The following is a 12,289-nucleotide window of genomic DNA, read 5'->3' on the forward strand; positions in this document are numbered from 1 at the left end:
GTCAGCCTCCGGCGATAACCTGAAAAAGCAGGATTTGGTCGCCTTCCTGCAGAAGATGGTGATCCCACCGCTCGCGCGGCAGGATGTGTTGATTGAGCGCCAGCGCGACGCCCGGCTGCTGCTGTTCCAGTTGAGTGAGCAGAGCGGCGACGGATGTCGCTTCGGCGCACTGCAACGGTTCATCGTTAAACCACACCTGCATGCTGCCCTCCACATACCGGGCAACCCTGAGCCCGCTGTAATGCAAGCGCGCGCCAGCTGCTGGTGCGGGCATCGAACAACCGCAAAGTATTACGCGGCGTCGCCATACCGCTGAGCAGCTTGATAGCCTCCAGCGCCTGCAGGGTGCCCATCATGCCGACCACCGGGCCGATAATGCCCGCCGTACGACAGTTGCGTTCGGGCTCGTGAGCGTCCGGCCACAGGCAGCGATAGCAGCCCTGTTCCCACGGCGGCGTCAGTACCATCAGTTGGCCTCCCAGCCCGACGGCGCTGGCGGTAATCAGTGGTGTTGCCAGTGCGACGCAGGCGGCATTGATCGCCTGGCGGGTCACCATGTTATCGGTGCAATCCAGTACCACATCGGCTTTCGCCACTTCATCCAGCAGGGCCTTTCCGCCTAACCGCTGCTTCAGTGCAATCAGCTCAATCTGCGGGTTGAGACGAGCCAGCCTTGCTCTGGCGGTCGTGGTTTTGGGTTGCGCGATATCATCGCTGGTGAACAGAATTTGCCGCTGTAGGTTGCTGACGTGCACGTCGTCATCGTCGGCCAGCACCAGCGTGCCGACACCGGCGCCAGCCAGATACAGCGCAGCAGGCGAGCCCAGCCCGCCGAGACCGACGATCAATACCCGGCTGGCCAGCAGCTTTTGCTGGCCTTCGATGGCGATATCCTCCAGCAGCAGCTGGCGGCTATAGCGCATAAAATCGCTGTTATTCATCGCCTGCTCCTGCGATTTCCAGCAGCTGGGCGGTGGCCTGTTGCCAGTCTGCCGCCTGGGTAATTGCGCTGACGACCGCAATACTGCCGACGCCGGTGTCCAGCACCGCCGGCGCGCGCGCCAGGCTGATGCCGCCGATCGCCACCGTCGGGTAATCCCGCAGGCGCTGGATATGTTGAGCGAGCTGCGTCAGTCCCTGAGGGGCGGAAGGCATCTGTTTGGTTTGCGTAGGAAAAACGTGGCCCAGGGCGATATAGGAGGGGCGTGCGGCCAACGCAACGTCGATCTCCATATCGTCATGGGTCGAGACCCCAAGACGCAGGCCGGCGTGGCGAATAGCGCTGAGGTCTGTGGTTTCCAGATCCTCCTGGCCTAAATGCACGCCGTAAGCCTGATGTTTGATGGCCAGCTGCCAGTAGTCGTTGATAAACAGCCGGGCATGATATTGACGACCAAGCGCGATAGCGGCGATCACATCGTCCTCAACGTCGCTGTCGCGCTTATCTTTGATGCGCAGCTGAAGGGTACGCACGCCGGCTTTCAGCAGGCGCTCAATCCATACCACGCTATCAACAACCGGATAGAGGCCTAAACGGAACGGGACGGGAGGAAAATCGGGTTGATACATCAGGCTTGCTCCTTACGTAAATAGATCTCACCGCCAAGAGCGCGGAAATCCTGGGATTTATCGGCCATACCGGCTGCGATATGCTGCCGGGCGGCATAATCGCGGACCTCCTGGGTGATTTTCATTGAACAGAATTTAGGCCCGCACATGGAGCAGAAGTGGGCGACTTTGCCGGACTCCTGCGGCAGCGTTTCATCGTGATAGGCGCGGGCGGTGAACGGGTCGAGCGCGAGGTTAAACTGGTCTTCCCAGCGGAATTCAAACCGCGCTTTGGACATGGCGTTGTCGCGGATCTGCGCTCCGGGGTGCCCTTTGGCGAGGTCAGCGGCATGGGCGGCGATTTTGTAGGTGATCAATCCTTGCTTCACGTCCTCTTTATTGGGCAGGCCGAGATGCTCTTTCGGCGTGACGTAGCAGAGCATGGCGCAGCCGAACCAGCCGATCATCGCCGCGCCGATACCGGAGGTGAAGTGGTCATAGCCGGGAGCGATATCGGTGGTTAATGGCCCAAGCGTGTAGAACGGCGCTTCGTGGCAGTGGGTCAGCTCTTCAGTCATATTGCGGCGGATCATCTGCATGGGTACATGGCCTGGACCTTCGATCATGACCTGCACATCATATTCCCAGGCGATTTTTGTCAGCTCCCCCAGGGTGTGCAGCTCGGCGAACTGCGCTTCGTCGTTGGCATCCTGAATGGAGCCCGGGCGCAGGCCATCGCCTAAGGAGAGCGAGACATCATAGGCGGCGCAGATTTCGCAGATTTCGCGAAAATGCTGGTAGAGGAAGTTTTCCTGATGATGCGACAGGCACCACTTCGCCATGATCGACCCGCCGCGGGAGACGATGCCGGTCAGCCGTCCGGCGGTCATCGGCACGTAGCGCAGCAGGACGCCGGCATGGATGGTGAAATAGTCAACGCCTTGCTCTGCCTGCTCCAGCAGGGTGTCGCGAAAGGCTTCCCAGGTGAGGTTTTCGGCGATACCGTTCACCTTCTCCAGCGCCTGGTAGATGGGGACGGTACCGATAGGGACCGGGCTGTTGCGCAGGATCCACTCGCGGGTTTCGTGAATATAACGTCCGGTGGACAAATCCATGACCGTGTCAGCGCCCCAGCGTGTCGACCACACCAGTTTTTCTACCTCCTCTTCGATGGAGGAGGTGACCGCCGAGTTACCGATGTTGGCGTTGACCTTCACCAGAAAATTGCGGCCGATAATCATCGGTTCCGACTCAGGATGGTTGATATTTGCTGGAATGATTGCGCGACCGGCGGCGACTTCATCACGGACGAACTCCGCGGAGATATTCTCCGGCAGGCGGGCGCCAAAACCTTCGCCCGGATGCTGGTGGCGCAGCACCTCGCTGCGAATGCGCTCGCGGCCCATATTTTCCCGGATAGCGATAAACGCCATCTCCGGCGTGACGATGCCCTGACGTGCGTAGTGGAGCTGCGTGACGCATTTGCCTGATTTTGCGCGTTTGGGGGCCAGCGAGCCGCTAAAGCGCAGCGCATCCAGCTCCTCATCGGCCAGACGCGCTTTGGTGTAGAGGGAGCTGCGTTCGCGTAGCGGCTCGCAATCGTGGCGAGCGTCAATCCACGGCTGACGCAGCTTCGCCAGTCCCTGCCGGACGTCGATGGCGATATCAGGATCGCCATAGGGGCCGGAGGTGTCATACACCGGTATGGCTTCGTTCTCTTCATACTGCGGGTTGATTTTGTCGCCGCCGATCGGCGTGGGGCTGAGCTGGATTTCGCGCATCGGTACGCGAATATTATCCTGCGCGCCCTGAACATAGATGCGTCGTGAGCGGGGAAAGGCGGTGCCTTCCAGAGTGTCAATAAAGTGTTGCGCGCGTTCGCGCTGTTCCCGGCGGGTCGGTTTGCTTGCGGACATAGCTCATTCCAGATAAAGAGGAGATGGCTTGTCAGACGACGGATGGAGTAACAGAGGCGATCGGTCCTGAACGGACGGTCGCGAATAGCAGTTTACTCTTGTTCCCTTCGCAGGTATTAGCCTGATCAGGTTCCGCGGATCCCGAATTAACGGTCTCAGCCTTTTCCACTTTATTCTTCGCGCTGCCCCTTCGTTGGCTTCGTCCGCTCACTCCAGTCACTTACTGATGTAAGCTCCTGGAAGTTCACTGACTGGCCGTCTTGAGGCATCACGAATGCTTTTGTGGAAAATAGGCACTCCGACAAGATAGCACTCCCTCCGCAGAGGGAGAATGTCTGTAAATTACTCGTTAACGGTTCACAACTCAAGCAGTCGGCGCGATATTGTCGCTGACGTTGCCCTGCAGGTTGTACGAAATGGCGAGGGCGATCAGCTTATCTTCCAGCGCAAAGCGGGCTTCCAGCGCTTCGCCGATATCGGACAGCGCCTGCTGGAACTCAAGATAATTATCGTGATCGATGGCGTTTTCGAGGCAGGTGTCGTAGTAATCCATAATTTGCTGGGTATTGGCTTCCAGCTGCGGATAGAGCCTGGTAGCTGCCAAAAGTGGCGTATCACCTTCCATTTCGCCAAGAATACGTTCATAAATACTAAAATGGCCGGAGGAGAGGTAATCCACCAGGCTTTGGCAAAAGCTATCCAGCGCCTTTTCGTTAAGTCGCATAAAGGATTCTTTTCCCGGTTTCAGGCCAACCAGCTTGTAGTAAGCGACGAGCAAATGCTTACGTACATGCAGCCAGCGATCGACCAGTTCATTACTGCCTCCAACACGTTCCGTTAGGTTTTCCAGCTGGTTTAACATGGTTGACTCCGCAAGATTAAGAAAATAACGTTGCTCACCAAAATGTAAATATAATGTTAAAAGTGCCAGTAAAACGAAGGTAGTGCAATAGATATGGATCGTATTATTGAAAAATTAGATCGCGGCTGGTGGATCGTCAGTCACGAACAAAAATTATGGTTACCCGACGGGGAATTACCACATGGCGAAGCGGTAAATTTTAATCTTGTCGGCCAGCACGCACTGCATATTGGCGAATGGCAAGGCGACGCGGTGTGGATGGTGTGCCAGGATCGTCGGCATGATATGGGATCGTTGCGTCAGTTATTGGATCAGGATCCAGGTCTGTTTCAACTGGCGGGGCGCGGGATCCAACTGGCCGAATTTTACCGCTCGCATAAATTCTGCGGTTACTGCGGGCATCCTATGCATCCCAGCAAAACTGAATGGGCGATGCTATGCAGCCACTGCCGCGAACGTTATTACCCGCAAATCGCGCCCTGCATGATCGTGGCGATTCGCCGGGACGATTCTATCTTGCTGGCACAGCATACCCGCCATCGCAATGGCGTACATACGGTACTGGCCGGGTTTGTCGAAGTGGGAGAGACCCTTGAGCAGGCGGTTGCCCGCGAGGTCATGGAAGAGTGCGGTCTGAAGGTGAAAAATCTGCGCTACGTGACCTCCCAGCCGTGGCCGTTCCCGCAGTCGCTAATGACCGCATTTATGGCGGAATATGACAGCGGCGACATTGTGATCGATAAGAAAGAGCTGTTGCAGGCTGGCTGGTATCGCTATGACGATTTACCGCTGCTGCCGCCGCCGGGTACCGTCGCGCGCCGCCTGATAGAAGACACCGTGGCAATCTGTCGGGCCGACGAGGAATGACGTGATACAATAACGGCCTGACGCTTAAGGAACTGCAAAATGACCGAACTGAAGAACGATCGTTACCTGCGTGCGCTGCTGCGCCAACCCGTTGATGTGACCCCGGTGTGGATGATGCGCCAGGCGGGCCGCTATTTACCGGAGTACAAAGCCACTCGCGCAGAAGCGGGCGACTTTATGTCGCTGTGTAAAAACGCCGAGCTGGCCTGCGAAGTGACATTGCAGCCGCTGCGCCGCTATGCGCTGGATGCGGCGATCCTCTTCTCGGACATTTTGACCATCCCTGACGCAATGGGGCTGGGGCTCTATTTCGAAACCGGCGAAGGCCCACGTTTTACTTCGACGATTACCGGCAAGGCTGACGTCGACAAACTGCCGATCCCCGATCCGGAAGATGAACTCGGTTACGTGATGAATGCCGTGCGCACCATTCGTCGTGAGCTAAAAGGCGAAGTTCCGCTGATTGGTTTCTCGGGCAGTCCGTGGACCCTGGCGACCTATATGGTTGAAGGGGGCAGCAGTAAGGCCTTCACTGTCATCAAAAAAATGATGTATGCCGACCCGCAGGCGCTGCACGCGCTGCTCGAAAAGCTGGCTAAAAGCGTCACGCTGTACCTGAACGCGCAAATCAAAGCGGGCGCCCAGTCGGTGATGATTTTCGATACCTGGGGGGGCGTGCTGACCGGCCGCGATTACCAGCAGTTCTCGCTCTATTACATGCACAAAATCGTTGATGGCCTGCTGCGTGAAAACGAAGGCCGCCGCGTACCGGTGACCCTATTCACCAAAGGCGGCGGACAGTGGCTGGAAGCGATGGCCGAAACCGGCTGCGATGCGCTGGGTCTCGACTGGACCACCGATATCGCCGACGCTCGCCGTCGCGTCGGCCACAAAGTGGCGCTACAGGGCAATATGGACCCTTCCATGCTCTACGCGCCCGCTGGCCGTATTGAAGAAGAAGTGGCGACCATACTGGCCGGCTTTGGTCAGGGAGAGGGCCATGTCTTCAACCTGGGTCATGGCATCCATCAGGATGTGAATCCTGAACACGCCGGCGTATTTGTGGAAGCAGTGCACCGGCTGTCGGCGCAATACCATCGCTAAGGAGCGAATATGGATCTGGCGTCGCTACGCGAACGGCAGCAGGAGCTGGCCGCGTCGGTCATTCGTGAGGATCGACTGGATCGGGAGCCTCCGCGGCTGATCGGCGGTGCGGACGTTGGCTTCGAGCAAGAAGGTGAAGTGACGCGGGCGGCTATTGTGCTGCTCGCTTATCCATCTCTGGAACTGGTTGAGTATCAGGTGGCGCGAGTGGCCACCACCATGCCGTATATCCCCGGTTTTCTCTCCTTTCGTGAAACGCCCGCGCTGCTGGCGGCGTGGGAACAGCTTTCCCAAAAACCCGATCTCTTATTTGTCGACGGCCACGGGATTTCTCATCCCCGGCGCCTGGGCGTCGCCAGCCATTTTGGCCTGCTGGTGGATGTCCCGACCATTGGGGTGGCGAAAAAGCGCCTGTGCGGGCGCTTTACGCTTCCCGGCGATGAACCGGGGGCACTGGCGCCGCTGATGGATAAAAACGAACAGCTGGCGTGGGTCTGGCGCAGCAAAGCGCGTTGCAACCCGCTGTTTGTCAGCACCGGTCACCGGGTGGCTCTCGATAGTGCGCTGACATGGGTTCAGCGCTGCATCAAGGGCTACCGCCTGCCGGAGCCTACGCGCTGGGCCGATGCGGTTGCCTCGCGGCGTCCGGCATTTGTGCGTTGGCAAGCAAATCAGCGCTGATTCAGGTACACTGCGGCTAATTTCTGACTTCGAGAATTCATCATGTTACAAAACCCGATTCATCTGCGCCTGGAGAAGCTGGAAAGTTGGCAGCACGTCACCTTTATGGCCTGTTTGTGCGAGCGCATGTACCCCAATTACGCGATGTTCTGCCAGCAAACCGGATTTGCCGATGGCCAGCTGTATCGTCGTATCCTCGATCTGATTTGGGAAACCCTGACCGTCAAAGATGCGAAGGTGAATTTCGATAGCCAGCTGGAAAAACTGGAAGAGGCGATTCCGGTTGCCGACGACTATGATCTGTACGGCGTGTACCCGGCTATCGATGCCTGTGTTGCTCTGAGTGAACTGATTCATTCGCGTCTGAGCGGAGAAACGCTTGAGCATGCCATTGAGGTGAGCAAGAGTTCGATTACGACCGTCGCGATGCTGGAAATGACCCAGGCAGGTCGTGAAATGACCGACGAAGAGCTCAAAGAGAACCCGGCGGTTGAGCAAGAATGGGATATTCAGTGGGAAATTTTCCGTCTGCTGGCCGAGTGTGAAGAACGCGATATTGAACTGATCAAAGGGCTGCGCGCAGACCTTCGTGAAGCCGGCGAGAGCAATATTGGTATAAATTTTCAGCAGTGAGACCAGAAAACGTGATTTACCGCCTGAATTGTAGCGTCTGAAGGCTTCCATTCCGCCCCCCGTCTGGTCTACATTTGGAGGGCGAAAAAAAGTGGCTATCGGTGCGTGTATGCAGGAGAGTGCTTTTCAGGCATTTCCGTCGCACTCGGTGCTTAGCAAGCGATAAACACATTGTAAGGATAACTTATGAACAAGACTCAACTGATTGATGTAATTGCGGACAAAGCTGACCTGTCCAAAGCACAGGCAAAAGCTGCCCTGGAATCTACCCTGGCTGCAATTACTGAGTCTCTGAAAGAAGGTGATGCTGTTCAACTGGTTGGTTTCGGTACCTTCAAAGTGAACCACCGCGCTGAGCGTACTGGCCGCAACCCGCAGACCGGTAACGAAATCAAAATTGCCGCTGCTAACGTGCCGGCGTTTGTTTCTGGTAAAGCACTGAAAGACGCAGTTAAGTAAGACCGCGTGGCAGTGTACAGTTTTAACGAAGGGGCCTTAAAGCCCCTTTTGTCTATCTGGCGTCGCGTATTGATGCTGGCAGGCGTCGTGCTGATCTCTGCCTGTAGCCATGATTCTTCTGTCCCGCCTTTTACCGCCAGCGGGTATGCGGACAACCAGGGCGCGATGCGTATCTGGCGTCTGGACTCCAACGGCGAAGTACATCTGCTTGCTGCCTTTAGCCCGTGGCATCACGGCAATACTTCAACCAGCGAATACCGCTGGCAGGGTGACCGACTCACGCTTATCGAACTCAACGTCTACGGCAAACCGACGGAACACATTCGCGCCCGTTTTGATGACCAGGGCGAGCTGAGCTTTATGCAGCGCGAAGTGGACGGACAAAAGCAGCAGCTTTCCAGCGATCAGGTGGCGCTTTACCGCTACCGGGCAACGCAAATTCGCCAGACCAGCGATGCATTGCGGCAAGGGCGCGTTGTTCTGCGTCAGGGGCGCTGGCATGCCAACCAGACGGTGACGACCTGTGAAGGGCAAACCGTGAAGCCGGATCTGGATGCCCGGGCCTTAGCCCATATTGAACGCCGCCAGAATCACTCCTCCGTTGAGGTGAGCGTGGCGTGGCTGGAAGCCTCAGACGGCGCTCAGCTTTTGCTGGTGGCCAATGAAGACTTCTGTACCTGGCAGCCGCAGGAAAAAACCTTCTGACCTCCGGTCAGAGCCGCTTTGCGCTATCAGCGCGGTTACCATTCCCTCTGTCCTTCTCCACCATACGCTTCTCTGAGGCGCGTAGCCGCATATCCTCCGCGACAGGATGGCGGGCTGAAATAAAAAACGGGCGACTCCAGAATGAAGCCGCCCGTCAATGAGGCCTGTTATGAGGTCTCGCTCAGGCGCTAGCGTTGCTCGCGGGCAATAGCGCGCCAGCCAATATCGCTACGGCTGAAGCTTCCTTCCCAATGAATACCGGTCAGGAGTTCGTAGGCGCGCTGCTGCGCCAGGGCTACGGTGTCGCCCAACGCCGTCACGCACAGTACGCGGCCGCCGTTAGTCACCACGCGCTGGTCGTCGGCAAGCTTCGTCCCGGCATGGAAGACCTTGCCATCCACCGCTTCTTCCTGCGGCAGGCCGAAGATTTCGTCGCCGGTGGCGTAGCTGCCCGGATAGCCGCCTGCGGCAACCACGATGCCCAGCGAGGCGCGATCGTCCCACTCGGAGGTTTTCTCATCCAGCTTACCGTCACAGGCGGCGAGGCACAGCTCCACCATGTCGGATTTCATACGCAGCATAATGGGCTGCGTTTCCGGATCGCCGAAACGACAGTTGAACTCGATGACTTTTGGATTGCCCTGTTTGTCGATCATCAGACCGGCGTACAGGAAGCCGGTATAGGTATTGCCTTCCGCCGCCATGCCTTTGACCGTTGGCCAAATAATGCGATCCATGGTGCGCTGATGCACCTCATCCGTGACCACCGGGGCGGGTGAATAGGCGCCCATACCACCGGTGTTCGGTCCGGTATCGCCATTGCCTACGCGTTTGTGGTCCTGGCTGGTGGCCATCGGCAGAACGTGCTCGCCGTCGACCATGACGATAAAGCTGGCCTCTTCACCATCGAGGAACTCTTCAATCACGATCCGATGGCCCGCGTCGCCAAAGGCGTTGCCGGCCAGCATATCCTGAACCGCCTCTTCCGCTTCTTGCAGCGTCATCGCGACAATCACGCCTTTACCGGCCGCCAGACCGTCCGCCTTGATAACAATCGGGGCGCCTTTTTCGCGCAGATAGGCCAGTGCAGGTTCGACTTCGGTAAAGTTCTGATATTCCGCGGTCGGAATGTTATGCCGCGCGAGGAAATCTTTGGTAAAGGCTTTTGAGCCTTCCAGCTGGGCGGCGCCTTCGGTCGGGCCGAAGATTTTCAGGCCCGCAGCGCGGAACGCATCGACAATGCCAATCACCAGCGGCGCTTCCGGGCCGACGATGGTCAGATCGATCTTCTCGCGCTGGGCAAAGTCCAGCAGCGCCGGAATATCGGTCACGCCGATATTGACGTTTTGCAGCGCAGGTTCCAGGGCTGTGCCGGCGTTACCCGGCGCCACGTAGACGGTATCAACCAGCGGAGACTGTGCCGCTTTCCATCCCAGCGCGTGCTCGCGGCCGCCGTTGCCAATCACTAATACTTTCATGTTCTGCTCCGTGAATTAATGGCGGAAGTGACGCATGTCGGTGAAGATCATCGCAATGCCGTGTTCGTCAGCTGCGGCAATGACTTCGTCGTCACGGATAGAGCCGCCAGGCTGGATAACACAGGTAATGCCCACTGCAGCAGCAGCGTCGATACCGTCACGGAACGGGAAGAAGGCGTCAGAAGCCATTGCCGAGCCTTTCACTTCCAGATCTTCATCGCCCGCTTTGATACCGGCAATTTTCGCCGAGTAAACGCGGCTCATCTGGCCTGCACCTATCCCGATGGTCATGTTCTCTTTTGCATAGACAATGGCGTTGGATTTCACGAACTTCGCCACTTTCCAGCAGAACAGCGCGTCACGCAGTTCCTGCTCGGTAGGCTGGCGTTTCGTCACCACGCGCAGATCGCCTTCGGTGACCATGCCCAGGTCGCGATCCTGAACCAGCAGGCCGCCGTTAACGCGTTTGAAATCGAGTCCCGGAACGCGTGCCGCCCACTCGCCGCAGGTCAGAACGCGGACGTTCTGCTTGGCCGCAGTAATCTTCAGGGCCTCTTCGCTGGCCGATGGCGCAATGATCACTTCAACAAACTGGCGAGAAATGATGGCCTGTGCGGTTTCCGCATCCAGTTCGCGGTTGAAGGCGATAATGCCGCCGAATGCGGAGGTCGGGTCGGTTTTGTAGGCGCGATCGTAAGCATCCAGAATTGAGTCGCTGACCGCAACGCCGCACGGGTTGGCGTGTTTAACAATCACGCAGGCCGGTTCGCTGAACTCTTTCACGCACTCCAGCGCCGCATCGGTATCCGCGATGTTGTTATAAGAAAGGGCTTTGCCTTGAACCTGAGTGGCGGTCGCCACCGACGCTTCTTTAATGTCTTCTTCTATATAGAAGGCAGCCTGCTGATGGCTGTTCTCGCCGTAGCGCATATCCTGCTTCTTAATGAAGTTCAGGTTCAGCGTACGCGGGAAGCGGCCGGAGGCTTCCTGAGTCTCACCATGATAGGCCGGAACCATGCTGCCGAAGTAGTTGGCAATCATGCTGTCGTAGGCAGCGGTGTGCTCGAAAGCTTTAATGGCGAGATCGAAGCGGGTTTCCAGAGTCAGGGAACCGTCGTTCGCATCCATCTCTTTAATAATGGCGTGGTAGTCATGGCTCTTCACGACGATAGCCACGTCTTTATGGTTCTTGGCCGCGGAGCGCACCATGGTCGGGCCGCCGATATCGATATTCTCCACCGCATCTTCCAGCGAGCACCCTTCGCGGGCGACGGTCTGGGCAAACGGATAAAGGTTAACAACAACCATATCGATAGGAGAGATCGCGTGCTGGGCCATGATCTCGTCATCCTGGCCGCGACGGCCAAGAATGCCGCCGTGTACTTTTGGATGCAGGGTCTTAACGCGTCCATCCATCATTTCCGGGAAACCGGTGTAGTCAGAGACTTCGGTTACCGGCAGACCTTTCTCAGCCAGCAGGCGTGCGGTACCACCCGTAGACAGTAGCTCAACACCACGAGCGGAAAGAGCCTGCGCGAATTCGACGATACCGGCCTTGTCAGAAACACTGAGCAGAGCGCGGCGGACTGGACGACGTTGTTGCATGGTATTAAATCCCCAGGATTTGAACATTACAGAGAGCGTTAGGTGAGTTTTTGTCTAAAAACTCACCTAACGCACCCAGCCGGGCATCCTTGTCATAGCGCGGCATTGTAACGAAAACGTTTGCGCAACGCTCGCGAATTTTTATCTTTCTCTTTTTGCCGATCTCTTCTCTATATAGAAGGGGCTTTTGACGGCCTTTATCAGCTAAGAACAGGCGTGGTCTGTGGATAATTCTGTGTGTAACAGGGTATAAAGCGGGGTTTTGCTGGGGAATGCAGCAGTCAGTCATTTTTCTGCAATTTTTCTATTGCGGGCGCTCGAGAACTCCCTATAATGCGCCTCCATCGACACGGAACAACGGCAAACAAGCCGCCGGGTTGAAAGAGAAAACTTCTGAAATTCAGGGTTGACTCTGAAAGAGGAAAGCGTAA

Annotated in this window: 13 protein-coding genes; 6 read left to right on the forward strand and 7 right to left on the reverse strand. The window is 57.0% G+C overall.

The window, feature by feature from the left end:
* Nucleotide 1: 1 nt before the first annotated feature.
* The 5 genes from thiS to BV390_RS27375 form a co-directional block, all read right to left on the reverse strand.
* Entirely contained in the window at nt 2-202 is a 201-nt protein-coding gene (gene thiS / locus BV390_RS27355; protein WP_032689998.1) for a sulfur carrier protein ThiS, read from the reverse strand.
* Nucleotides 186-941, reverse strand: coding sequence for a HesA/MoeB/ThiF family protein (locus tag BV390_RS27360; protein ID WP_085397559.1), 756 nt, complete (start codon nt 939-941; stop codon nt 186-188). The genes thiS and BV390_RS27360 overlap by 17 nt, the downstream gene beginning before the upstream one ends.
* A complete protein-coding gene (thiE, locus tag BV390_RS27365) occupies nt 934-1,569 on the reverse strand; it encodes a thiamine phosphate synthase (RefSeq protein WP_032695572.1) in 636 nt (211 codons plus the stop codon). Before thiE ends, BV390_RS27360 begins: the two co-directional genes overlap by 8 nt.
* Nucleotides 1,569-3,464: a phosphomethylpyrimidine synthase ThiC gene (gene thiC, locus BV390_RS27370; RefSeq protein WP_032689994.1), complete on the reverse strand. Its 1,896-nt coding sequence runs from the start codon at nt 3,462-3,464 to the stop codon at nt 1,569-1,571. The genes thiE and thiC overlap by 1 nt, the downstream gene beginning before the upstream one ends.
* Before the next feature lie 364 nt (nt 3,465-3,828).
* Nucleotides 3,829-4,326, reverse strand: a complete 498-nt coding sequence (locus BV390_RS27375) for an Rsd/AlgQ family anti-sigma factor (protein ID WP_032695571.1) — start codon at nt 4,324-4,326, stop codon at nt 3,829-3,831.
* Between the two features lie 93 nt (nt 4,327-4,419).
* Here BV390_RS27375 and nudC point away from each other — a divergent pair, with 93 nt between their 5' ends.
* The 6 genes from nudC (at nt 4,420) to BV390_RS27405 (ending at nt 8,775) form a co-directional block, all read left to right on the forward strand.
* Entirely contained in the window at nt 4,420-5,193 is a 774-nt protein-coding gene (gene nudC, locus BV390_RS27380; protein ID WP_085397560.1) for an NAD(+) diphosphatase, read from the forward strand.
* A 39-nt stretch (nt 5,194-5,232) separates the two neighbouring features.
* A complete protein-coding gene (hemE, locus tag BV390_RS27385) occupies nt 5,233-6,297 on the forward strand; it encodes a uroporphyrinogen decarboxylase (RefSeq protein ID WP_032698408.1) in 1,065 nt (354 codons plus the stop codon).
* 9 nt (nt 6,298-6,306) lie between these two features.
* Nucleotides 6,307-6,978 carry a deoxyribonuclease V gene (nfi, locus tag BV390_RS27390; protein ID WP_032695570.1) on the forward strand — a complete coding sequence of 224 codons (672 nt, stop codon included), beginning with the start codon at nt 6,307-6,309 and terminating at the stop codon, nt 6,976-6,978.
* Between the two features lie 42 nt (nt 6,979-7,020).
* Nucleotides 7,021-7,611, forward strand: a complete 591-nt coding sequence (locus BV390_RS27395) for a YjaG family protein (RefSeq protein ID WP_032689989.1) — start codon at nt 7,021-7,023, stop codon at nt 7,609-7,611.
* Between the two features lie 186 nt (nt 7,612-7,797).
* Entirely contained in the window at nt 7,798-8,070 is a 273-nt protein-coding gene (gene hupA, locus BV390_RS27400; RefSeq protein ID WP_004097675.1) for a nucleoid-associated protein HU-alpha, read from the forward strand.
* Between the two features lie 12 nt (nt 8,071-8,082).
* Nucleotides 8,083-8,775 carry a DUF1481 domain-containing protein gene (locus BV390_RS27405; RefSeq protein ID WP_085397561.1) on the forward strand — a complete coding sequence of 231 codons (693 nt, stop codon included), beginning with the start codon at nt 8,083-8,085 and terminating at the stop codon, nt 8,773-8,775.
* A gap of 188 nt (nt 8,776-8,963) precedes the next feature.
* On the opposite strand, the gene purD is transcribed toward BV390_RS27405, so the two are convergent.
* A complete protein-coding gene (gene purD / locus BV390_RS27410; protein ID WP_085397562.1) occupies nt 8,964-10,253 on the reverse strand; it encodes a phosphoribosylamine--glycine ligase in 1,290 nt (429 codons plus the stop codon).
* A 15-nt stretch (nt 10,254-10,268) separates the two neighbouring features.
* Nucleotides 10,269-11,858, reverse strand: a complete 1,590-nt coding sequence (purH, locus tag BV390_RS27415) for a bifunctional phosphoribosylaminoimidazolecarboxamide formyltransferase/IMP cyclohydrolase (protein ID WP_085397563.1) — start codon at nt 11,856-11,858, stop codon at nt 10,269-10,271.
* Nucleotides 11,859-12,289: the final 431 nt, after the last annotated feature.

This window comes from Klebsiella sp. YJ, from assembly GCF_002108615.1.
GTDB lineage: Bacteria > Pseudomonadota > Gammaproteobacteria > Enterobacterales > Enterobacteriaceae > Klebsiella > Klebsiella planticola.